The sequence below is a fragment of the Streptomyces sp. ADI96-02 genome (genome assembly GCF_003846185.1).
Lineage (GTDB): Bacteria > Actinomycetota > Actinomycetes > Streptomycetales > Streptomycetaceae > Streptomyces.
Map to the genome: position 1 here is coordinate 41,079 of NZ_ML123034.1, position 23,282 is coordinate 64,360.

17 protein-coding genes are annotated in these 23,282 nt (G+C 70.9%); 9 read left to right on the forward strand and 8 right to left on the reverse strand.

Annotated elements, in window-relative coordinates:
- Nucleotides 1-34 precede the first annotated feature (34 nt).
- The 4 genes from EES43_RS00155 (at nucleotide 35) to EES43_RS00170 (ending at nucleotide 3,554) form a co-directional block, all read left to right on the forward strand.
- Nucleotides 35-589 carry a PadR family transcriptional regulator gene (locus tag EES43_RS00155; RefSeq protein WP_124266724.1) on the forward strand — a complete coding sequence of 185 codons (555 nt, stop codon included), beginning with the start codon at nucleotides 35-37 and terminating at the stop codon, nucleotides 587-589.
- Nucleotides 590-778: 189 nt separating this feature from the next.
- Nucleotides 779-1,312, forward strand: a complete 534-nt coding sequence (locus EES43_RS00160; protein WP_124266725.1) for a hypothetical protein — start codon at nucleotides 779-781, stop codon at nucleotides 1,310-1,312.
- 148 nt (nucleotides 1,313-1,460) lie between these two features.
- Nucleotides 1,461-2,216, forward strand: a complete 756-nt coding sequence (locus tag EES43_RS00165) for a dienelactone hydrolase family protein (RefSeq protein WP_124266726.1) — start codon at nucleotides 1,461-1,463, stop codon at nucleotides 2,214-2,216.
- Nucleotides 2,217-2,333: 117 nt separating this feature from the next.
- Complete coding sequence (locus tag EES43_RS00170) at nucleotides 2,334-3,554, forward strand: S8 family peptidase (RefSeq protein WP_124266727.1); 1,221 nt, start codon at nucleotides 2,334-2,336, stop codon at nucleotides 3,552-3,554.
- A gap of 105 nt (nucleotides 3,555-3,659) precedes the next feature.
- Here the strand turns inward: EES43_RS00170 and EES43_RS00175 are convergent, their stop codons facing one another.
- Entirely contained in the window at nucleotides 3,660-4,247 is a 588-nt protein-coding gene (locus EES43_RS00175) for a hypothetical protein (protein ID WP_124266728.1), read from the reverse strand.
- A gap of 89 nt (nucleotides 4,248-4,336) precedes the next feature.
- Nucleotides 4,337-5,557, reverse strand: a complete 1,221-nt coding sequence (locus EES43_RS00180; protein ID WP_206429969.1) for an alpha/beta hydrolase family protein — start codon at nucleotides 5,555-5,557, stop codon at nucleotides 4,337-4,339.
- A 269-nt stretch (nucleotides 5,558-5,826) separates the two neighbouring features.
- Between EES43_RS00180 and EES43_RS00185 the strand changes: the two genes are divergently transcribed.
- From EES43_RS00185 to EES43_RS00200, 4 genes are all read left to right on the forward strand, one after another.
- Complete coding sequence (locus tag EES43_RS00185) at nucleotides 5,827-7,755, forward strand: HtaA domain-containing protein (RefSeq protein WP_124266729.1); 1,929 nt, start codon at nucleotides 5,827-5,829, stop codon at nucleotides 7,753-7,755.
- Nucleotides 7,756-8,602: 847 nt separating this feature from the next.
- Nucleotides 8,603-9,661 (forward strand): helix-turn-helix domain-containing protein, encoded by a 1,059-nt coding sequence (locus EES43_RS30410; RefSeq protein WP_164493079.1) that lies wholly within the window; start codon nucleotides 8,603-8,605, stop codon nucleotides 9,659-9,661.
- Nucleotides 9,662-9,677: 16 nt separating this feature from the next.
- Nucleotides 9,678-10,166, forward strand: coding sequence for a hypothetical protein (locus EES43_RS30415; protein ID WP_164493080.1), 489 nt, complete (start codon nucleotides 9,678-9,680; stop codon nucleotides 10,164-10,166).
- A 158-nt stretch (nucleotides 10,167-10,324) separates the two neighbouring features.
- Nucleotides 10,325-11,146 (forward strand): SAM-dependent methyltransferase, encoded by an 822-nt coding sequence (locus EES43_RS00200; RefSeq protein WP_124266731.1) that lies wholly within the window; start codon nucleotides 10,325-10,327, stop codon nucleotides 11,144-11,146.
- Nucleotides 11,147-11,162: 16 nt separating this feature from the next.
- Here EES43_RS00200 and EES43_RS00205 read toward each other — a convergent pair whose 3' ends face one another.
- Both EES43_RS00205 and EES43_RS00210 read right to left on the reverse strand, forming a co-directional pair.
- Nucleotides 11,163-12,095: a helix-turn-helix domain-containing protein gene (locus tag EES43_RS00205; RefSeq protein ID WP_124266732.1), complete on the reverse strand. Its 933-nt coding sequence runs from the start codon at nucleotides 12,093-12,095 to the stop codon at nucleotides 11,163-11,165.
- A gap of 91 nt (nucleotides 12,096-12,186) precedes the next feature.
- On the reverse strand, nucleotides 12,187-12,420 hold the full coding sequence (locus EES43_RS00210) for a DUF397 domain-containing protein (protein WP_124266733.1): 234 nt from the start codon (nucleotides 12,418-12,420) through the stop codon (nucleotides 12,187-12,189).
- A gap of 175 nt (nucleotides 12,421-12,595) precedes the next feature.
- On the opposite strand from EES43_RS00210, the gene EES43_RS00215 reads away from it, so the two are divergent.
- A complete protein-coding gene (locus EES43_RS00215; RefSeq protein WP_124266734.1) occupies nucleotides 12,596-13,105 on the forward strand; it encodes an ATP-binding protein in 510 nt (169 codons plus the stop codon).
- A gap of 153 nt (nucleotides 13,106-13,258) precedes the next feature.
- Here the strand turns inward: EES43_RS00215 and EES43_RS00220 are convergent, their stop codons facing one another.
- The 4 genes from EES43_RS00220 to EES43_RS00230 all read right to left on the reverse strand — a co-directional run bounded on the left by EES43_RS00220 (nucleotide 13,259) and on the right by EES43_RS00230 (nucleotide 22,997).
- On the reverse strand, nucleotides 13,259-13,708 hold the full coding sequence (locus tag EES43_RS00220; protein WP_124266735.1) for a hypothetical protein: 450 nt from the start codon (nucleotides 13,706-13,708) through the stop codon (nucleotides 13,259-13,261).
- Nucleotides 13,709-13,765: 57 nt separating this feature from the next.
- A complete protein-coding gene (locus tag EES43_RS00225; RefSeq protein ID WP_124266736.1) occupies nucleotides 13,766-14,986 on the reverse strand; it encodes an SPFH domain-containing protein in 1,221 nt (406 codons plus the stop codon).
- 70 nt (nucleotides 14,987-15,056) lie between these two features.
- Entirely contained in the window at nucleotides 15,057-15,221 is a 165-nt protein-coding gene (locus tag EES43_RS30420; protein ID WP_164493081.1) for a hypothetical protein, read from the reverse strand.
- A gap of 387 nt (nucleotides 15,222-15,608) precedes the next feature.
- The gene (locus EES43_RS00230; RefSeq protein WP_241192299.1) at nucleotides 15,609-22,997 is read right to left on the reverse strand and encodes a LamG domain-containing protein; all 7,389 of its coding nucleotides are present in this window, start codon (nucleotides 22,995-22,997) and stop codon (nucleotides 15,609-15,611) included.
- Between the last annotated feature and the right edge of the window lie 285 nt (nucleotides 22,998-23,282).

The following is a 23,282-nucleotide window of genomic DNA, read 5'->3' on the forward strand; positions in this document are numbered from 1 at the left end:
TTGAGATCCGGAACATCCGAACCGGGAGGCCGTCGTGTCACCACTGTCCGTCAACTCCTATGTGGTACTCGGCCTGCTGGAGGAGCACGGCGAGGCCAACCCGTACCGGCTGGACCAACTCGTCCAAGAGGGCGTCGGGCACTTCTGGGCGTTTCCCCGCTCCCAGCTCTACGCCGAGGCCGGGCGCCTGGTGCGGCGCGGTCTGATCGCCGAGCGGAGGGAGGAGAACGGCCGACGGCGGCGGACGCTCGCGATCACGCCGAGGGGCCGGGCCGAGCTCCGGGGGTGGCTGGCGACCCCGACGGGGACGGTGTCCGAGGTACGTGACGAGGGCGCGCTGCGGCTCTACTTCCAGCCCCTGAGCGGGGACGAGGCGGAGCCCGGGCACGACGCGGACGCGGACGCCGCCGTCGTGCGGCTCGCCGAAGAGCAGATCAAGGCCCATACCGAGCGGCTGAGCCTGTACGCCACGATCGCCGCCGCGCTGCGGCCCGGTTCACCGCGGCGGGCGGTCCTCGAACTCGGCCTGAAGTCCCAGCAGACGCTCATCGACTTCTGGCGCGAGGTCGAAAAGCCTGCGGCACCCTGACCGCCTCCGCCGGGCGGTACGACGCGCCCCACCGCAACTACTCGGCCCGAAGAGGTCATTCGGACCAACGTGTGACGCGGGAGAGGGGCACACGCGGCGACACGCTTGGGCTCGAAGTGGTCGCTGCGGTACCCATGCGTGTGCGGGCGGGCGTTCAGGAGCCGGTCCGCTCCTCGGAAAGGAAACCTCGTGCGCATCCGCACCTCGCTCGTCGCCTTGGCAGTGACCGCCGCCGGTTTCGCCGCCACCGCCACGCCCGCCACGGCCACGCAGCACGGCGGCGATTCCGGCGCCACCGCCATCGCCATCGCCAACGGCGCGGGATCGTCCGCGACGGCGAATGCCATCAAGACCGGCCCGATCATCACGACCACCAGCCCGACGACGCCCCCCGACACCGGTACTCCGGGAACCTCGACGCTCCTGGTCACGAGCGCGACCCTGAGCGGCGTCACCGTCAGCGTCGACATCTCCTACTCCTGCCCCTCCGGCCTCCCGGCCGACACAGAGCTCGTCGCCATCGTGAACCAGTCGTTCGCCGGTTTCGGCAGCGGTCAGGCCACCCCCACCTGCGACGGCAACACGCACGTCGCCGAGATCGACGTCACCAGCGGAAACTCCACACCGTTCGCCGCCGGAGCGGTCATCGTCACAGGTGTGCTGGACTCCCCCAGCGACCAGAACGGACCGTTCGCCCAGGACGAGTTGTTCACCTCTCTGTAGAGGCCCTGTCGGCGCAGAGGGCGGCCGGCGTTCACCGGCCGCCCCGCCTGCCGTTTCCGCCCGCTGCCGTTCCCGCCCGGCGACTCCGTGACAGCGACGGCTCGGGCCCGCGTCGACGGGCCCCACCGTCCTGAGAGGGAAGACCGCGATGCCGACCACCACCACCTTGCAGATTCCCACGGCGGACGGCCGGGCGGACGCGTTCGCCGCGTTTCCCGACGATGCCCGGCAGCACCCGGGAGTGCTGCTGTACACCGACATCTTCGGCCTCCGGCCCGCGATCCGGGACATCGCCTGCGAACTGGCCGAGTCCGGGTACTACGTACTCGTGCCCCACCTCTTCTACCGGCACGGCCCGGCCCCGCTGATCGATCTTCCCGATCACATCTCGGAAGAGGCCCGTCCGGAGATCGTCGCCCGGCTGATGCCCTTGTCCACGGCCGACGCCACCGCCGAGCGTGTCCGGCGCGATGCCGACGCCTACCTGGGATTCCTCACGGCCCGGCCCGAGGTCGGCCCCGCGCCGGTGGCCGTGATCGGCTACTGCCTGGGCGCGGCCCTGGCCGTCCGCGTCGCAGCCGCCCACCTGGGCCCGGTGGCCGCCGTCGCCGGGTTCCACCCCGCCGGTCTGGTCACCGAGGCGTCCGACAGTCCGCACCGGGTCATGCCCGCGCTCACCGCCCGGGTCCACCTCGGCCTCGCCGAGAACGATCTGTCCCCCGAGGCCATGGGCGAGGTCGACGACGCCCTGCGAGCCGCGGGCGTGCCCTACACCTGTGAGGTCTACGCCGGCTCCGTTCACGGCTTCACCATGTCCGACGCCGCCGCGTTCAGCCCTTCCGCACGTCAGCACCACTGGGACCGGCTGCTGCCGCTCCTCGGCCGGGCCCTGGCCCACGGCTGAGGCCGTGAGCCAGGCTAGGGAGTTATCCGGGGGTCCCCCGGCCGGACGCGGCTGGACGATGGAGACGCAAAACAGCGGAACACCACCTCCCGTCTCCTCCTCCCCCAAGGATCTCCCATGAGCATGCGACCGACGAACAGGAAGATGCGCACCGCCGCGATAACCGGGGCTCTGGCCGCGGCCTGCGCGGGCGGCCTCGCCGCCGCCCCCGCTCAGGCGGCGTCCGGAGAGGGCGGTGAGGGCGGCAGCGTCGCCACGAACAGTTCCACCCCGATTCCGGGCAGTTACATCGTGACCCTGGAGCGGGGCGCGGGGTTCAAGGCTTCCTCGGCCACGGGTGAGGATCTGATCGAAAAGTACGGCGGCACGGTGGAGCGGACCTTCGACACCGCGCTGAACGGATACAGCGCAAATCTCTCCGCCGCCGAGGCCGAGCGGGTGGCCGCCGACCCGGCGGTCGCCGCTGTCGAACAGGACCAGCGGGTCAGCCTGTCGAACGTGACCCAGCCCGACGCGCCGTGGGGCCTGGACCGCATCGACCAGACCGCGCTTCCGCTGGACACCACGTACACCTATCCCGCCGGCGCGGGCAGCGGAGTCACCGTCTACGTCATCGACACCGGCGTCCGGACCACGCACCAGGAGATCAGCGGTCGCGCCGCGCACGGATTCGACGCCATCGACGGTGACGCCATCGCGGACGACGGCAACGGCCACGGCACGCATGTAGCCACCACCATCGCGGGCTCCACCTACGGCGTTGCCAAGAAGGCGAACGTCGTCTCCGTGCGCGTGCTGGACAACCAGGGCGGTGGCACCATCTCCGGCGTCATCGCGGGCGTCGACTGGACGACCAAGAACCGCTCCGGTCCGTCGGTGGCCAACCTGTCCCTCGGCGGCAGCGCTTCCAACGCGCTGGACACCGCCGTACGCAACTCCATCGGCAACGGCGTGACGTACGCGGTCGCCGCGGGCAACAACAGCGACGACGCCTACTACTACTCGCCCGCCCGGGTCCAGGAGGCCATCACCGTCGGCGCCACCACCAATACGGACGCCAAGGCCGACTGGTCCAACTACGGACCCGAAGTCGACCTCTTCGCCCCCGGAGCCTCGATCACAGCCGGCTGGAACACCAGCGACACCGCCACCGCGATCGCCTCGGGCACCTCCATGGCCGCCCCCCACGTGGCCGGAGCCGCAGCCGTCCACCTCTCCAACAAGCCCACCGCGACCCCGGCCCAGATCGCCGACGCCCTGACCTACGGGGCGACCCCCGGCGTCGTCACCAACCCGGGACCCGGCTCGCCGGACCGCCTCCTGAAGCTCACCCCGTAGCCCGTTCCGACATCCGGCCCCGGCCCGCTCCGCCTGACGGAGCGGGCCCGGCGGCCGTCCGTGAGGAAGCCCCCGCGCGGCTGAACCGCCGCGGAGGCAAGGGGATCAGGACCGTGTGGTGCTCTGCCCACGGGTGACGCTGTCCGGGTAGGAGGCGGAGAACTTGATCATCCGAACGATGATCACGATCGGAATGACCAGCCCGAAGATGACTTCGGCGGCGTGGGACTGGTCCAGGGCGGCGGCCACCACGCGCGAGAGCCCCAGCGCCACGATCGCGAGCCCCCAGGCGGTGCTCAGCACCCGGTTGATCTTCTTGAAGGTCGGGGAGTGCCAGTCCGATCGGGGCACTTCCTCGCGGGCGAACTGCTCGGTGAACGGAAGGACCGGGACCAGGGCGAGGATCACCAGCCCGAGGACGATGCCCACGCCCGCCCCGCCCCAGGTGGCCATCCAGGAGTCGTCCTGCCTGCCGAGCGAGAACCCGAGAGCGGCGAACACGGCGAAGAGCACCAGCGACACGACGTTGATGATCTTCGGTGGAAGCGCGGGCCGGGCGACCAGCAGAGCGATCAGCGCGAGGCAGGCGGCGACCAGAGCGGCGACGCCGATACTGCCGTCCGGCAGCCAGCGGGCCAGCACGGAGAAGGCGACCAGCGGGAGGAAGCTGAGGATGAGTGCGTACGACTTCATGGCGGTGTTCCTCGGGAGTCGGGTGCGGAACAGGCCGTCCGCCTCCCTCGGCACACGAGGCGCGCGGACACGGGCCGGCCGGGCACGCGTCACGGAGGCGCGAGGCGGTCGGCAAGGTAGTCGAGCATGAGGGTGTGGGTCAGCCGCCGACCGGTGGGCTGGCAGTGGAAGTTGGCGCCCTGGTCCTGGGTGAAGGGGGCGATCGCCTTGTCGCCCGGCAGGAGGTCGTAGAGCTCGCGCGACTGGCCGGGGAAGAACTGCTCGTCGGCCGGATCCAGGACGAGTACAGGAGTGACGATGTCGTTCACGACGTCGCGGACCTGGAATCTCCGCACCTCGGTGAAGAGCTCGAACAGGTCCCGCGCCCGGTAGGGCTTGGCGCGGAAGGCGAGGGTGCGCGCCTGCGCCGGGTCCGCGTGGGCGCTCATCACGGCGTTGAACTCGTCTCCGCGGCCGTCCCGCAGGAGCGACAGGGCCTGTGCGGGCAGGGCCGCCGTCCAGGGAGCGGAGACGTCGACGACGCCCGGGTCGGCGACCGCCGCCCGCAGCCGGTGCTCGAAGGCGAGCGCCCTGGTGATCCAGTAGCCGCCCTGGCTGATGCCGTATCCGGTCAGCGCCCGCTCGTCCACGTCGGGGCGCGCGACGAGGGTGTCCAGCACCGGTGTGAGGACCGCTTCCCAGTCGTGGCGGAAGGGCACGCCGTGTTCGAAGAGCATCGACTGCTGTCCGGGGCCGTCGAACACATAGGCGTTCCACCCTCGCGCCACGGCCTCACCCGCTCCGTAGCCGAGCAGGCCCGGCAGGGAGCCGTCGCTCCCGTTCGTGAACACCAGGGTCGGCCGCGATGCCCCACTGGCGTCCGGGCGCAGCAGATAGCCGGGCATGCTCTGTCCCTCGCACGGCACCGGTACGCGGACGTAACACCCCTCCGAGGCGTCCACGACCTTTTCCCAGCAGGCCCGGTGTTCGCGGAACGTCGGCAGGAGGACGGATCGGTCGGCCATGCCGTCGATGAAGACCAACGCCTTGCCGTAGTACTCCGCCGCCGCCAGCAGCGCCCACCGCGCGGTCGCCGTACGCCCGGCCTTCAGCGCGGCGTCCCCCCGCTCGGTGAGGACGGTCGCCGTCCGGACCCATGCGTCGAACCAGCTCTGCGCGTCACCGTCGGCGATGCGGTCCAACGTCGCCAGCACGATTCCGACGTCTCCGGTTCCGCAGGCCGCCGCGCCGAGAACGATCCGTGACTCGTAGTCGAAGTCGGCGTCCTCGAAAAGCCAGCCACGCCCGGTCCGCTCGATCCCAGCGCCCACATCGTCACCTCGATCGCCCCACAGATGGTGCACCGAATGCCCGAATGAGACCATTTTAGCTCCGTATGGGTCAGAGGGCGGGCATGAAGCGCGTACGAGCGGTCGCCGCCATTCGGTGGCACATTAGGTAAGCCTCACCTAATATGATGACGTCGTCTTCGGGTCCCCCACTCCGAGAAGCCGGTATCCCCCCTTCCTTTCACCTGAAACCAGGGCACGGTTCCGCACCTCGGTGTGCCGTGCCCCTTCCCGAAGGAGACATGCAGCGCATGTCCATGCCCCGCCGCGGCCCGCTGGCCGCCATAGCCGCTCTGACCGCCGTCACGGCAGGCGTCGGTGTGCTCGCGCCCACCGCGTCCGCCGCCCCGGAAGCCTTCGTCGCCGCGCCCGCCGCCGACCTCGCACGGGGCGGCGGCAGTTCGTCCGCCGCCGCCCCGATCCTGGTGACGGGTCAGGCCGGCTGGGCCTTCAAGGCGTCCTGGGTCCGCTACGTCACGGCCATGGGCGGCTCGGTGAACGTGAACGGCGGCGCGACGAAGGACGCGGCCGGTCTGATCGGTTACCCCGTCAAGCACGGTTCGGTGGACCCCGCGGGGCGCGCCGCCGACGTCCGCTTCGGCGGGTCGGTCACCTACTCCGTGCCCGACCACGGCATCACCGCCATCACCCTCGCCAACCCCCGGGTCGTCCTCAAGGACGGCCGGGGCACCCTCCACATGGACGTGACCACCGACCTCGTCAGCGGGCAGGCGCCGGTCACCACGGAAGGCGTGCCGTTCGCCTCGCTCACGGCGTCCGCGGGCGCGCTGGACGGCGGCGCCCTCGACTGGAGCGGCATCACGGCCGCCCTCACCGACGAGGGCTCGAAGGTCTTCTCCTTCCAGGGCCAGGCCATGTACCCGGTGGGCACGGCGCTGGAGCCCCTGGCGGTCGGCGGCACGGTGAGCGTCCCGACCCTGACGGTCAGCCAGGTCGCCGGACTGGGCGCCGAGACCCAGGTCACCGTTACCGGCAAGGGCTACCAGCCCGGTCGCGGGGTGTACCTGGCCCAGTCGATCGCCCTGCCCGGCACCACCTACCCCAGCGTCTTCGGCAACGCGGCGTACGTCCGCCAGGTCGGCGCCGACGGCACGTTCACCGCGACCCTGAAGCTGACCGAGACGTTCACTCCCTCCGGCGCCCCGCTCGTGGACTGCCGCACCACCGCCTGCTTCCTCACCAGCTTCAACTCGCACGACGGCGGCGACCGCACCTGGATGGCCTCGCGGGCCCAGGACGTCGCCCAGCCGCTGAGCTTCGGCGCCGCGGCGGTGACCGCCCAGCCCGTGTCGCGCACCGTCCGCTCGGGCGCCACCGCCGCCTTCACCGCCGCCGCCCTCGGCGCCGACTCCGTCCGCTGGGAGCGCAGCGCCGACCGGGGAACGACGTGGAGCACCGTGCCCGGGGCCACCTCCACCACCCTCTCGGTGAAGGCGACGGGCGCGCTGAACACCGGCCGCTACCGCGCCGTGTTCGTCAACGGCGCGGGCGAGACGGCCACCTCGCCCGCGACGCTGACCGTGTCCGCCGTGCCCACCCGCGTCGTCTCCTTCAACGCCTCGCCCGAGCCGGTCGGCAAGGGCAGCACTCTCAAGGTCACCGGCACGCTCCAGGCCGTCGGCGCGACGGACGACGTCTGGCGCCCGCAGGCGCGGACGTCCGTCGTCATCGAGAGCATGGCCGCGGGCGGGCGCACCTGGAGCCGGGTCGCCACGGTCGCCACCGGCAGCACGGGCGTCTTCTCGGCGTCGGTCACCGCCGCCAAGGACAGCCACTGGCGCGCCCGTTACGCCGGGACCGCCGACCTCGCCGCCGCCACCGGGTCCAGCGACTACGTGGACGTCAGGCTGCGCAGCGCCGTCTCCGGCTTCAACGCGGGCCCCGAGCCGGTCCGCAAGGGCCGCACCATCACGGTGAAGGGCACTCTGCGCAGCCTGGACGGCGTCTGGAAGAACACCGCCGGCCAGTCCGTGAACATCCTGTTCAAGGCCGACGGCTCCCGCACCTGGAGCAAGCTCGCCACCGTCCGCACGAACAGCCGCGGTGTGTTCTCCAAGGGCTTCGCCGCCAAGAAGGACGGCACCTGGAAGGCCGAGTTCAAGGCCACCTCCTCCCGTCTGGGCGTCACCGGCTCCGGCGACCGGGTCGACGTGCGCTGACCCAGGCGGTCCCGCCACCTGTCCCGACGGCCGGTCACCGGCGAGCGCCCCGCGCGCTCACGGTGGCCGGCCGTCCGGTTGTCCCTGGGAAACTCTGACGAAATTCCAGGAGGGTGCACCACCCAACAAAGGTCCACACTCCGACCGTTCTCGATCAATTCGCGAGCTGCATTGTCCGATTCGCCGCGCTGGCATGACCAACACCTCAGGCGCGATTAGCGCACGCCTACCTGGATCGAACACCGAAGCGACCCGATAGGCCGTGCCGGGCAGGCATATCGGATTACGGCACGAGTTCGTGGCGTGGACGCGCACGACCGGGCTAGTGTCGCGTTCGAGGGGGCGCCTGGCCGGTCGGAGAACCCAAGAACCAAGCCTTCCTTCCGTCTGCCGTCCCGTACGAGATCCCGCGAAGGAAGCTCATGCCCCATCACTCGGCGACCCCCGGCACCGTGGCGCCTCGGCCGGGAACCGACGCTAGCTTCACGACGACCGGTTTCGCACCGTCCCGTGCCCGCGTTGGCACGCCGGAATTCGCCGGACGTACGCTCCGACGGTCCTTCACCCGCGTCCCGTCGGCACGGCCCAACCGGCCGGCCGCGACCCGGTAGCTCGACGGCCGGCCCGCACGGGCGGGCCGGGTCGCGGCGTTCGTCCCGCTGGGAGCCCGATCGCCCGCAGCCCCGCCCCCACAGCCCGGCCCCCGCCGACGACCGTCCGGGCACCGGCGGGCGTCCAGCCGCCCGCACCCCGAAAGATCCCCCTCGGAAGCGGGCGTATTCGAGTCCTCGCAGCCGCCTCCCGGGCGGTACGACGACACCGGCACGAGCAGCGCGGAGGAGAACAGGTGGCAGAAGAACGTGCGGATCGAGCGTGTGGTTTCTGCGGGACGCCACTGCCCCGGTCCAGCGGCCCCGGAAGGCGGCGCACCTACTGCGACGAGGGCCACCGCCGCCAGGCTCAGAAGCGGCGCGACCGGGAGCGCACCGCCACCGGTGCGGAGCAGCGCTCGCAGGGGCAGGAGATCGCGCTGGAGGTCCACCGCCTCGCCGGAGCCCTGCTGGAGGCCTCCTACGCCGGTGAGGACCTCGCGGAGCTGGTGCGGCGCGCCCGCGCGGTGCACCAGGAACTGGACTGCTTCCTGGCGGCCGAGGTCGGGGCGAACCGTGCCAGGGGAGCCAAATGGGACGACGTCGCCCGGGCCGTGAACGTGACCGCCGAGACGGCCAGGGCGAAGTGGAGCGCGGACCGGGTGCGCCGCCTCCTGGACCACCGGGCCCTGACGCAGCGAGCCGTGCCCCTTCCCTCTCCCCGGGCCGTCTCCTCGCTCCAGCAGAACGAGAACCGCGAGCCGGCGCCCGAGGGCGAGGGGCCGGCCACGGCGCGCCAGCGACTGGCGGCAGCCCTCTCGCGCCTCCAGCGGGAGAGCGGTCTCAGCATCCGCACTCTGGCCGACCGCACCATGCTGTCCCGGTCGTTCATCTCCAGGATCCTGTCGGGCGAACGCCTCCCGTCGTGGGATCTCGTCTGCCACCTGTGCAGCATCCTGGGCCAGGAGCCGCGCGAGCTGAGGCTGCTGTGCGAGGCCGCCCACGGCATCACCCGGCCGCCCCGGCAGAGCGTGACGGAGCACATCGCCGCCCTCGGCGCGGCCCTGCGCGGTCTGCATCTGGCCGCCGGACGCCCCACCCCCCAGCAGGTCCACCGGCGCAGCCACGGGCGGGTGGCCCCGGAGCTGGTCGCACAGGTGCTCCGGGGGGACGCGGTTCCGGAGTGGGAGCAGTTGGGCGCTCTGGTCACGGCCCTGGGCGGCCAGGCCGCCGACTTCAAGCCGTTGTGGGAGGGGATCCACTACAGCGTGCTGATGACGGACGCCGCCGACCTGACCATCGAACCGACGACCTGAGCGCGGGACGGCCGAGATGACGACATCCCACCAGCCTCTGGTTCCGCGGCGGCCCGGCGCGGTGCGCGGCGATCGCGGCGGCCGGACCGCCGTGATCGCCTTCCGCGCCTTCCGCGACCTGTACCGGGACGCCTACCTCGCCTACGCCACGGCCCGGCTGGGATCGCACGGACCGGCCGAGCAGGTCGTCGACGACACGCTCACCGCACTCGCGGTGCACTGGTCGAGCGCGCTGGGCTGCTCCCACCCCGCGGCGGTCGCGTGGCGCCTGTTGTCGTCGTGCGTCGACGCGGCGAACGGATCGCCTCCCCGGTGTCCGGCCGGCCGGCCGTGCGCCGCCGACGCCCACGTGCTGCGCTGCCATCTGCGGATGGAGTCCACCCGGGCCGCCGAACTCATGGGCCTGAGCCACGGTGAGTTCCTGGTCGCCCTGCGGGACGCCGCCGACCCCCTGCCGGGCGCCTGCTCCTGTCATATACGTCGCGCTCGCGGCGTCATGGTCTGAGCGGGCGCCCGGAGAGCGGACATCACCGAGGCCCTGACGACTTCTCGCCGTGCGCCGCCCGTCAGCCGATCGTGGTCTCGTACGCGTTCTGAAATTTCATTACGCTGTCCTCCCTGGCAGGCCGACCGGGCCGGCCGCGAACATCTCCGGGGGACGCGATGACAGCCGAGAGCCGGCTTCCTTACGGGGTCGACGTCCAGACTCCGAGCGTCGCACGCATGTACGATCACCTGCTGGACGGCAAGGACAACTTCTCAGCCGACCGGGCCGCGTGCGACCACCTCTTACGCCAGGTGCCGAGCATGAAGGCACTCGCGCTGAACAACCGGGCCTTTCTCCAGCGGATCGTGCGCGTGCTGGCCGAGGACCACGGCATCCGCCAGTTCATCGACCACGGATCCGGCCTTCCGACGCAGGACAACGTGCATCAGATCGCGCAGCGGGTGGACGCCTCCTCGCGCGTCGTGTACGTCGACACCGATCCGATCGTGCGGAGTGTCGGCGGGGCTCTGCTGGAGACCGACGACCGTACCGCGGTGCTCCAGGCCGATATGCGCGACACCGAGCGGATCTTCGGCAGTGAGCAGGTGGAACGTCTCATCGACTTCGGTGAGCCGGTCGCCGCGCTGTTCGTATCGGTCCTGCACTGCATTCCCGACGCCGACGAACCCGTGGAGCTGATCCGCAGGGTCAGGGACCGGCTCGCCGCCGGCAGCGTCATGGTCATCTGCCAACTGGTCAGCGAGAGCCCGGCGGTCCGCGAGGACGTCTCCGCGTTCATGGACCGCGAGACCCAGGGGCACTGGGGCCGGGTCCGTACCCGCGCGGACGTCGAGGGGTACTTCCGGGACAACGGTCTGCGGCCCCTGGAGCCGGGGCTCGTGGAGGTCTCGCGGTGGCGGCCCGAAGCCGAACCCGCCGCGCCGCCGCAGCTCAGCTTCGAGTGGGAGGAGTTCGGCGGCGCGGGGTTCGTTCCCTGAGGCGTACGGCGGAGGGTCAGCCCCGGCCGGTGGCCAGCTCCTGGAGCCGGTCCTCCAACTGCGTCAGCGTGAGGTCGGCCGGGTTGGCCATGCCGGACAGGCTCATGATCCGCGAGAGATAGCGCTCGGCCTCCCCCTCCCCCTCGACGCACCGCGCGCCCTCGCTCTGTTCGAGGTACACGAAATCCGACAGCAGGGCGTCGGCGAACCGCAGATGCACGATCGGGTGCCCCACCGCACCGGTCATCCCCATCGACAGCGGGGCGATGTGCAGGTTGATGCGATGGCGCAGTTCCCCCTTGAGCAGGCCGATCAGGTGCTCGATCTGGCGGTACATCACCCCCGGGCTCCCCACCGGGCGACGCAGCACGTCCTCGTCCATGATCGCGACGAGGGCCGGCGGATCCTGCTCCCGGCAGAACATCCCGAGCCGGTTCACGCGCGCCCGTGCCCGCGCTCCGATCTCCCGCTGATCCAGATCCGGGAACCCGGCCCGCACCACGAGCTCGGCGTATTCGGCCGTCTGCAGCCAGCCGGGCACGAGCTGCGGTTCGTAGGACATGATCCGCTGGGCGGCCGGCTCCAGGGCGAGCAGCGGCTGCACCCAGCGGACGATGGCGTTCCCGTAGCTCTCCCAGGCGTCCGGCCGCTCGCCCTGTTCCGCGATCGACAGCACGTGGGCCAGTTCCCGGCGGTCGGTGACGCCGCACAGGCGCAGCAGGGCGGTGGCGTGACCGCCGGTGTTCTCGGTCCGCTCGCCCTTCTCCAGCCGGCTCACCGTCGGAGCGGACGTGCCGATGTTCCGGGCCGCTTCCTTGCCGGTGAGCCCGCTGCCGGTGCGGCAGCGCCGCAGGTGCTCCCCGAGAGCCCTGCGATGCGCCGCCGCCCCGAGGTGAGGTCTGGGTGCGAAACCTCGTATGGAGAGGTCCTCCGTGTGCTGGCCAGTCATGCCGATACCTCCCCTGGGCTCCCCGATCAGGTGGTCAGTATGTCAGTGGGGGCACCGGGAAATCATGTACTGGCCAGGACCTCGCGAAAACCTACAGGGCGAAGTCGAAATCACCGTCCTTCACGCCCCGGAGGAACGCCGCCATCTCCGCCGCGGTGTAGATCAGCGCGGGGCCCTCGGGGAACCGGGAGTTGCGTACGGCGATTTCTCCATCCTCCAGACGGGCGACTTCCACACAGTTCCCAGCCGCGTTGCTCCGCGCGCTCTTGTGCCAGGCCGCACCGGGAATCGCCGCCGCGCTCATACCGTTGAGCTGCATCTTCATCACCACTCCAGATCATGTCGACTCCCCGGCGTACGCATTCCACGACCACTGAGAGGAACATCCGTACGACCGAGGCCGCTGAAATTTCAGCCGTACTTTCAGGAACGAGCATGAAGGCGGCAGGTAGCGGGACAGGATGCGGTGAGTCACCGCACACGCCTGACGGGGAACGCCTATGAACCATCCGCCGCAAGAGCCGGGCCCTCGGCACCGCCGCGGCCCGCACGCCGGACCGCAGGGACCGGCCGACCGGCTGCCACCCGGAACGCCCCCGTTCGCCGCTCACCGGATCGGCCCGACCGCCCTGTGCCTGAAGGACGCCCGGAGGTTCACCGCCGACGCGGTACGCCGCTGGGAACTCCACCCGGTGCGTGAGGACGCCGTACAGATCGCGTCGGAACTCGTCGCCAACGCCGTGCGCCACGGCCGCCGCCGCACCCCCTCGCCCGACGGAACACCTCCGACCGTGTGGCTCGCCCTCACCCGGCGCCCGCGCAGCCTGCTGTGCGTCGTCTACGACCCGGGCCAGCGCAGACCCCGCCTGACACCGCCCGCCATCCTGGCCGAGGACCATCGCGGGCTTCCCATCGTCGAAGCCCTCAGCGAGAGCTGGGGGTGGGGGCCCGCCGGGACCACCGGCAAGGCCGTCTGGGCCCGCCTCCCCCTGCCCCTCCCCACACGCTGACGAGGGCCCGCCCGACGGAAAGCGGCGGCGAGGCAGCGAGACCGGGCTCCATCCGTGTCTCCGCTCCACAGATGCGCAAAGCCTCTCGTCCGCTCGCGCAGGACGCACCCGTCCGCGCGCCGCCGCGACGCCGTCACCGGCGCGCGGACGCGGTCAGCTTCGCCCTCGCCGTGTCCAGTGGGCCCGGCGCTGGAACCACGCCACGGGCGCCGCCGGGTCGCGGGAGGAGGCCGGGGTGCCGGTGGGGCGGTCGCCGGGGGGCGGGCTCTGTGCCTGCGGGGAAGTGTCGGCCGGGGGCGGCGACGTGGACTGCGGCGGGTGGAGGCCCTCCGTGGAGTAGCGGGTCGTCGCGATGGCGTCCACGAGCTGGCTCTCGGTGAAGCTCTCCGAGCCGGGCACATGGGGGACGAAGCCGACGAGCACGCCTTCCTTGACGATCTCCGCGTCCAGTCCGGCCGCTCCGTCGACGTCCCACAGAGCCTCCATGCCCACGTCGAGGACGACACGGACGCCGAACTCGTAGACCCCGGCCTCCACGACATGGGCCATCACATTACGGGCGCGCAGGGCCTCCACCACGCGACCGGCCCGTTCCGCGTCCATGCCCCGTCGCCTCTCCTTCTCGTGCCCTCGTTCTCGTGCCTTCGCCGCTGGTGGGCGTCACTTGTTCTCGGGGGCGGCGCGCAGCGGGCGGCCGTCCGTCTTCGGCGGCACGGACCGCTGGACGCCGTTGCTCTTCGGCGGCACCGACTGGTGGAGGGAGTTGAGGATGGCCAGTCCCTGGCCCACCACGCCCGCCGCGACCTCGTTGACCCCGTCCGTTCCGTTGAGCACCGTGAGTCTGGCCCCGGACATGCCCCGGGCCGCCGCCTCGGCCAGCGCCGGCAGCTTCTCCACCACCATGTTCGCCGCGATGAGCTCCTGGTTCCCGTCGCGGAGCGAGCCGGCGCGGGCGGTGTTGGCGTCGGCCTGGGCCTGCGCGAGCGTCCGCTCCGTATAGGCGGTTCCGTCGGCCTCGAACTTGGCGCGGTCCCGGCCCGCCTCGGCGAGGGTCCGCTGCCGGTACGCCTCGGCGTCGGCCGGACGCCGTACGTCAGCCTCCAGGTGCTGGGCCGCGAGACCGGCCTGGCGTTCGGCCAGCGCCGTCTGCTCCTCGATGACCTCCTGGGAGGCCCTGGCCAGGGCGAGCGGACCCGCCTGGGCGGCCCGCGCGTTGGACTGCTCGGTCTCGGCCGTGAAGCCGGCCCGCTTGATCGCCGTGTCGCGTTCGTACTCCGCCCGGAGCGCCGCGGCCTGCTGCTCGCGCTCGGTCGCCTCCTGGTCGGCCTTGGCCTGCGCTATGCGCGCCTGACTGGCCACGGCAGCCGCGTGAGGGGCGGCGAGGTTGCTGATGTAGCCGGTGGCGTCCTCGATCTCCTGGATCTGCAGGGCGTCCACGACGATGCCGAGCTTCTCCATCTCGCCGTGACTGCCGGCCATCACTTCCTGGGCGACGCGGCTGCGTTCGCGGATGATCTGCTCCACGGTGAGTCCGCCGACGATGGAACGGAGGTGACCGGCGAAGATGCGGCCGACCAGCTCCTCCATCCGGTCCTGCTCCGACAGGAAGCGGCGGGCCGCGTTGGCGATGGACACCGCGTCGTCGCCCACCTTGAAGACGCACACGGCGCGGACGGTGAGGCGGATTCCCTGCTGCGTGACGCACTCCTCGGCTATCTCCGCCTCCTGGAGGGCGAGTGACAGCATGCGGGCCTTCTGTTTCACCGGAAGAACGAAACTCCCGTGCCCGGTGACGATGCGGAACTGCGTGTCCTGCTCCTGTCTCTTGGAGCCGGAGATGAGCATCGCCTCATTCGGGGCGGGAACGTGCCAGAACAACATGAACGACCACCTTGCGCCTTCGTGGAACAAAGAAGAGGAGAAGAGCGGGGACCTCTCGGTCGGGGACGCCTCAGTCGGGCAGCGGTTCGACGATCACGGAGCGGGCCGAGAGCGTATCGGTCACCACGACCCGGACCTGCTCGTCCACCGGCGTCGCCGACCAGGCGGCGTAAGCCTCCGATCCACCCCGGACGGCCACCAGAACCTCGCCGGCCCCGTCTCGCGGAATCGCCACAGTCACCTTTCCGATGGCACCGACAGGACTCTGCGCGGAATTGTCCATTGCACACGTGATCCCTCTCGCCGGCGAGGACGCAAAGGCACCCGCCCGTCTCCGCCGATCGAATGCCTCAGGTGATCTGGGCCCGAGCTTTCTCAGGGAGCGGGCAGGAGGGGCAGACGAGCATGAATGCTTTCGACCGCCTCCTTCACGTTCCACCGTACTCCGCGTCCTGGGCTGCGGCTCATCACTGGTGGAGTACGCGCCTCTCGGCGGCCCGGCGGGCCGCTGATCGGGGCGCTGCCGCGTCCACACCGCCGTTCGCGGTGCGGTGCCGCCCGGGGATCGGTCTCCGCTCCCTGCCGGAGACCTGCCGGGCGGCACCGCGTCACACCACCGTGGTCACTCGGTGATGCCGTAGTAGTCGGCGAGGAACTGGGCGATCACGGTGGTGTGAGGGAGCAGCTGGGGGAGGTGGGTGGTGAGGGCGCCTCGGGTGGCGTTGGTGAGTTCGGCGAGTGAGCTGGTGGCGGTCGATGTGTAGGGGTCGAGGCGGCGGATGAGTTCGTAGTTGCTGGGGATGTCGATGTCGTGGAGGGCCTTGTCGAGTGGGGGTGTGGCGTTGGTGGGGATGGCGGGGAGGATGCGCGAGATGTAGGTGACGCGGTGGAGGATGCGCCAGCAGGGGGGTTTGGCGTCGCTCTGGCGGGCCTGCCGGAGGGCGGCTGCGGCGGCGTCGTTGCTGTTGGCGAGCCAGGTGGGGTCGGCGACCTTGTTGTAGAAGTCGTCGAAGTGGGTGGTGTCCTGGCCGAGGTAGAAGGTCATGAAGCGGTAGGCGTCGACCTTGCCGGGGGCGAGGAGGGGTTTGCCCTTGGCGTCGTACTGGGGTTTGCCGACAGGGTCGTACTGCTGGAGGTCGCGGTTGGGGTGGCACTCGACGTCGAGACTGTGGGTGCGGGTGGACTCCTTGGAGCGGTGGCGGGTGGTGGTCATGCCGCCGCCGACGGAGGCGTCGAGTTGGAAGCCGGCGCCGACTCCGGCGACTCCGAAGCCGATCTCCAGGCCCAGGGTGACGGAGCCGGAGAGGCTGTAGGAGCCGCCGGTGGTCTGGGTGACGACGTCGACGGTGCCGGTGGTCTCGGCGAAGAAGCCGCCGTCGGCGGTCCAGACGTAGGTGTTGGCGATGTTGCGGTTGGCGAAGGCACTGGTGGCCTGGTCAGGCGGGTTCTTGTCCGGGGCCGGGGGCAGGGGGCCGGAGAAGGACTCCAGGAGGCGCTTGGCGCGGTCCGCGGTGGGGTCGCTGTCGCCGGTGCTGGTGGAGACGTTGGTGTAGAAGCTCTCCAGTTCCTGGTGTTCGCGCAGGATACGGCGCTTGAGCGCGTACGCTTCGCGGGGTTTGAAGTAGCTGTGGTCGCCGCGCACGCTCGCGTTGGGATAGGCGGGGTCGAGAACCTTGCCGTGCTCGTCGAAGCCGACCGCCCCGTCGAGGGTGCCCTGCTTGGTGTACTGGGGGTTGAGGGGGAAGTCGACGATGTTCCAGTCCTTGGGAATGTCCGGGTTCGGCAGCATCCGGTACGCCACCAGCGCCCCGGAGTGGGCCAGCCGCAGGGCGTAGACGTCGGCGGTCTCGGACTGGACGAGGGCGTAGCCGGTGTTGGCGGGTATGTAGCGGCGGCCGATCGCCTGGTTGAGGACCTTGGCCGGGTCTTCCCAGTGGCCGGCGAGGGCGGCGGAGGTCTCGCGTTCGGTGGTGGTGCCCTGGGAGACCGATGTCTCGTCCGTCCAGGCGTTGGAGAACTCGAAGCTGCCGCCGACGCGGAGCTTGACGTTGACACTGGCGAGGGGCTGGGCGGTGCCGATGCCGAGCGGGGCGGTGATCATGAGGATCTGGGCGTCGGTGTCGAGTCCGGCGGCGATGTTGAAGGCGGTGTTGACGCTGCGTTCGGAGTCGGAGGAGAGGGTGGAGGTGACTTCCTCGGCCTGGCGGAAGGTCACGCTGGAGCAGCCCTCGGGCTCGTGGGTGGTGCCGGTGAGGTTCTCGGAGGGGACGGGGGGTGCGCCTTCGATGTAGCCGATGAGCTGGGGGTCGAACTGGACCTGGCTGACCCATTCGCTGACCAGGTCGCCGACCTTGTAGCCGGTGGTGAGGTGCCAGGTGCCGTCGTTGGTGTGGGTGTAGGCGCGTTTGAGGACGCCGGTGGTCTCGCCGGTGGGGGTGTACTGGACGTCGGCGTACTCGGCGGCGGCCGGCGGGGTGGAGATGAGTTCGTGGAAGGGGGTGCGGACGCCGGCGAGGGCGGAGCGGACGCCGGCGGTGTCGGTGGAGACGGGTGCGGTGGACAGTGTGGTCTTGGGGCGGGTGGTGTCGGTGCCGATGTCGAGGTGGTTGCCGCGCAGGGACTGGTCGGCGGCGGCTTCGGCGGTGACGGTGGTCGAGGCGGCGTCGAAGGGCCAGTACCCGAGGAGGTCCTGTTTGTCGCCTTTGAGGCGGGTGAAGAGACTGTCGAGGACCTGCTCAGGAGTGCGGGCCGAGCGCCACAGCCGCACCTCCTCCAGGGCTCCGGCGTAGAAGTCGCTGTAGGCGCCGGCCTTCTTGAGGGCGGCGAGGGTGAGCTGGTCGTCGCCCCATTCGGTGAGGGGGTTGGTGGCGGGGATGTCGGCGGGAATGGGCAGGCCGTTGCGGTAGAGGGTGAAGGAGGACGCCTTCGGGTCGGGGTCGGTGGTCCAGCGGGCGCCCCGGAGCTTGAGGTCGTGGCCGCCGACGGCGTCGGTGGTGCTGTTGCCCTCGTTCTCCTCGAAGGTCCAGCGGGCGAGGAGGGCCTCGTCGCGGGGCTGGACCGGGTTGCCGAGCCAGTCGGTGTCCCGCGCCTTGCCCCAGATGCGGACCTCCCCGATGGCGCCGGTCAGCGGATAGCGGGTGCTGCCGTCCTGGGCGCGGCCGATCTCCAGCGGGCCGTTGTTGCCCCGGGGGCCGGGGCCGGTGTAGCGGGTGGTCCCGTAGTCGGTACCGTCGGCGAAGAACTGGATGTCCTGCCACTCCTCGACGTCCACCCGTTCGATGACATCGAGTTCCTGCTCGGTGGTGGTGCCGGAGGAGCCGGCGATGGGGAATTTGCGTTTGCCCTTGATCTCCTGGGTGGTGCGGCCGGCGCGGCGGACGACCGCGATCCGGTGGAAGCCCGCGGTCAGGGCGGTGGAGGAGGTGAAGCGTTTGACGACGGGTCCGGGCTCCTCGAACGCGAACTCCAGCTTCCCGTTCGCCAGGACGGTGAGCTGGTAGGGGACGGTGCCGCCGGCTCCGTCGCTGAGCCGTCCCTTGGAGATGAGGCCCTGCCGGGTTCCGATGGCGTCGATCTTCGCGAAGACCTCGATGGTCAGGTCGCCGGCGATGTCCAGCTGATCGGCATCGGGGGTCTCGGCCCATGCGGACCCGTTGAACCGCAGGGCCCAGGACTGCTCGTACACGGCCGCGAGATGGGCCCATTCCCCGCCGGGGTAGCTGTCCCGTCCGGTGCGGGCCCGGTCGCCGACGGCGGCCTGGACGCGGTAGGAGGTGAGGGCGGAGTCGGCTGTTTCGGGGTTTCCCCACACACCGCCGTGCCGGTTGTTGCCGCTGATGTCGGCGAACAGGAGCTGCCCGTCGCTGAACGCGGTGCCGAGGCGGGTCTTGTCGTAGATCCAGGCTCCGGTGAGTCCCGGCTCGCCGGCCCTGGCGCGGCGGAAGCGGTCGGCGTCGATGTCCGCGCCGGCCCGGGCCGTGTTCCAGGTCCGCAGTTCCGCGAGCCGCCCGGAGAAGCAGACGGTGGTGCCGGTGTCGGTGCGGCCCACGATGGTGCCCGGGCCGGCGGCGGGCAGTGCGGTGGCGGTGCGGCGGGTGACTTCCGCGCCGTCGCGGTAGATGATCTGCACTTTGGCGGTGCGGTCGAAGGTGACCGCCCAGTGGTGCCACTCCCCGTCGGTGGTGGCGGTGGGGGTGGTGAGGGTTTGCGCGGTGCTGCCGCTGCCGAAGCCGAAACTGAATTTCCCGTCCGCGGCGAAGCCGATGGTCAGCCCATTGGCGCCGTTCGAGACGATCGTGTCGACGACGGTGCGGCCGGTGGCGCGCTTGAGCCAGCACTCGATGGTGAAGTCCGTCTGGGCCGGGTCGACGCCGCTGAGCAGCATGGCGTCGTTGCTGCCGTCCAGCAGCATGCCGCCCGGGACGGGATCTCCGGGGGTCAGGGCGAGTGACGCCTTCGTCTGTTGGCGGTTGACGTGGAGGAGGCGGGCACGGGTGCCGGGGATCTTGCCGGGGTTGATCCATGCCTCGGTGGTCAGGTCCCCGGCCGGGGTGGTGACCTGGTCGAGCAGGCCGTCCGGCAGAGCGAGACGGTGCGCGGTGCCGTTGAACATGAACGCGCGGCCCGGGGAGTCCGCTCGCCAGCGGGAACCGTGTCCGGCCGTCCGGAGCGTGGCGGTGCCGTTGGCCACGGTCAGGTCTTCGCCGTCGGCGTTCACGGCCACCATCCGCGATCCGTATGCGAGGGAGGCCCCGGGGCGGGACGCGGTGGCGCGGACGGGGTCGTAGCGGATCAGCGACACCGGGGTCCCCGCGGGGATTCCGGCGGTCGGGGCGGGGGTGACGTTGACCGTGGTGTCCCCCTGGGCCACGGCGGCGGTCACCCGGTGGCAGGCACTGCCGACACGCAGGTATCCGGCGGCCGGCACCGCGAGCGAGCTCCCCGCGGCGAGGGTGATCCGGCCCTGTGCGGCGGACGCGACGGTGCCGACCGCGACCGGGGTCTCGGGCAGTCCGTTGAGTACGGCGGCCAGGTCTCCCGCCCGGCGCGGCACCCCGCTGAACACCTCGTTCTCGGTCCCCCGTGTGACTGTCACATCGCACAGGGAGGCGGCAGCGGTCCCGCTCGCGGTGTGGTCGGTGATGGTGACCGCCACCGTGTCCATCCCGATGGCCGGGTCCCGGGCGGTGAACAGCAGTGTCAGACCGCCCACGATGTGCTGCCGTGCCCCGCGCTCCACCAGGGTGTCCAGATAGGCTGCGAAGAACTGCCGGTTCACTCCCCGGAAGTAGAGCGCCACCCGCCCGGCCGCGCTGTCCGCGAGGAACGGGACCGTGTCCGTACGGGCGAACTTCAGCAGCGCGCCCGCACAGCCCAGACCGGCCGCGTCCAGCCCGATGTGCGGCATCGGCAGGACCAGGTTCGCCTCGCCCAGCAGACTGCTGCTCATCAGTGCCAGCAGTTCCCGCGCGGCCTTCAGCTCCGCCCTCTTCGCGGCCAGTTCTCCTCGCCGCAGGGCCAGCAGGCTGCGCGCGTCGGCCAACTGCTGGGTCGTGGCGGCGTACACCCCGAGGGGGTCGAAGGCGAGCTTCTCCAGGGCGAAGACCGTGGTGGCCGTGGTTCCGACGCGGAGGTAGAAGCCGCGGGCGCTTCTGAGGGTGTAGCCCCCGTTGCCGTCCGGGTAGGCCAGCCAGCGCGCCTCCGCCGGCAGGTTGGTGAGGGTGCGCTGCGCCAGGCTCAGCTGGTACTGCTGGCTGTCGGCCTCCCTCGAACCCTCCAGGACCCGGTTGCCGAGGTCGAGGCAGACGAGCGCCACCTCGAGATACCCCGACGAGCCGGCGCTTCCGGGGAAGGGCATCAGGTGCCACCGCTGCCGGATGCCCGCGACCAGGGTGTTCGGCAGTCTGGCCTCCAGGCAGGTGGTGCCGGGCTGGATCCTGAGCACCGCCGACCAGGCCCGCGGGTCCGCCTCCGCCTGGGCCAGCCGGCTCGCCAGTTCCGTCTCCTGGGCCTCCAGCTCGGTGACGTTCTTCGCGAGCGCCTCCTCCTCCCCTTCGAGACGGGTGACGAGGACCTGCTGGGCGGCGACCTTGTCGGCGGTCTCCTCCGCGGGCCGGCCGATCTCGCCGAGGGTGACCGTGTCGGGGATGTCGGCGAGACGCCCGTCCCGCCCGACGCCGAAGTCGAGCGCCGCTATGCACGGCTCGGCGGTGGTGTCGCCGTCCGGGCGGGTGGGAAACGCCAGCAGGACACGGGCCTGGCGTTTGGCCGGCTGCGGATCCTCCAGATAGCCGGAGACCGACTTCTCCTGCTGGTAGTAGAGGGTCGCGGAGAGCCCGGCGACCGGGGTGCGGCCGGTGAGGGTGAAGCTGTCGCGGCGCACGCCGGGATGTTCGCCGACAGGGGCCTGGGAGGTCACCCACTGCGGAGGGTTGTCCAGGTTGGCGTGGGCGGCGGTATCGGTCTGGTCGTACGCCTTCGTCCCGGCCGCCTCGTCGAATCGGTAGTAGGCGAGCAGGCCCGGTTCGTTGCCGATCAGCCGGTAGCGACTGCTGTCGGCGATCTCGCTCTGACCCCTTGCCCGGTTCCAGATCCGCACCTCGTCGATGACACCGCTGTAATAAGGGCCGCCCGCCTTGGCCCCGATGTGCAGGAGCGCACTGCCGTCGCCGGAGGTCGGGAGCGCCTTGTCGCCGCTGAACTCTCCATTGACGTAGAGGGTCGCGGTGGTGCCGTCGAAGGAGGCGGCGATGTGCGCCCAGGTGTCGGCCGGGATGTTCTGGAGGGAGGTGAGGGTGCCGCCGCTGTGGTCGAGGGCCACCTGGCCGGTGCCGGTGATCCGCAGCTGGAAGCCGCCCTGGCCCGCGGTGCCGGACCAGCGGGCGAGCACGGGGCCGCCCGCCGCCCGCGGCTTGATCCATGCCTCCACCGCGTAGGCGCGGCCCTGGAACTTCAGCTTGGGCGCGTCCCCCATGTTCAGATAGGTGCTGGTGCCGTTGAACAGGAGCGCGGTCTCGGGGTGCAGGGTGTCGGGAGCGACGGGGACCAGCGGAAGGCTGGTGAACGGGCAGATCCCGGGCTGCCGCTCGTACACCGACTCCTTGTAGCGCGGGTCGGGGCTGGTCCAGTAGCGGCTGCCCTGGGTGTTGAACAGTCCGTCCGGGTCCTGCTCGATGCTGAACGCGTCGATCCGGCCGGTGACCTTGTTGTGCGCGAAGAACTGCCACCGCTGCCTGCCCATGACGGCGGTGGGGACGAGGACGGCGGTGAACCGGCCCCTGGTCAGATTCCGGATCAGGTCCAGCTCCTGGGTGGGCTCGAAGAACGACCTCCCGTCCATGTCGGCGGGGCCGAGGCTGTCCTTCGCCGACGCTGGACGCGTCTTGTGCCTGCTGCGCTTGAACCGCACCTCCGCCACCGGCTTCAGCCGACCCTCGACCAGCAGGAACCGGTCGCACAGGAGCGTCCCGTCCACCACCGGCACCGGTACGGCGCCCGCCTTCACCACATCGGCCCGGGCGCCGTCCCCGCTGGAGCCGGAGCCGTCGGTGAGGGTGAACACCGCGTCCGCGTGATCACGGGCGATCGCCTGTCGCAGGACCACCACGTGCGAGCCGTCGGATATCACCTGGAACGGCGCGTCGGGCGCGGTCAGCCGCCCGGTGGAGGACAGGAACGGATCCGTCTCCTCCGACGTCAGGACATCGGCGGGTCCGGCTTCGGCCCGGCCGCCCTTCTTCACCACCGGCATCGCCGTCGCGCCGGCCACCGCGTAGCCGACCTTCACGACCTCACCCGGGAACGGCAACTCGGCCGGGTTCTCGGACCAGTACGCGACGTCCAGCTCTCCCTTCTTCTCGTCGTAGGAGGACAGGTCGAGAACCGTGTAGACGATCCTCCGAGCGTCATCGATCGCGAACGCGATCACCGTCCCCTGATGACGCACCATCGTGGTGTGCGTGTACGTACGGTCACTGTAGATCTTCAGCAGACTCTGATCAGCCGAGGTCATAGGCCATCCGTCCTCAGAACGGCCCCACACCCCTCGCACAGGGAGAAGAGGCGGGGCAGGCGGGTGGAGCAGGCGCCGGGCAGGAGCACAGACCAACCTCACTCCCGCAGCGGAGACAACGAGCGGCACTGGGAAAGCAGGTAAAGGAAAGGTCATGCCGAGACGGGCACAGTCGATCACACACCACCCTCACCGAAAATCGAACAGACAGCGCAATGTCGTCGTACGCAGACGGAATGGCGCATACCCGCACCCCACGGGCAGGGAGCACACTCGACCATGGCC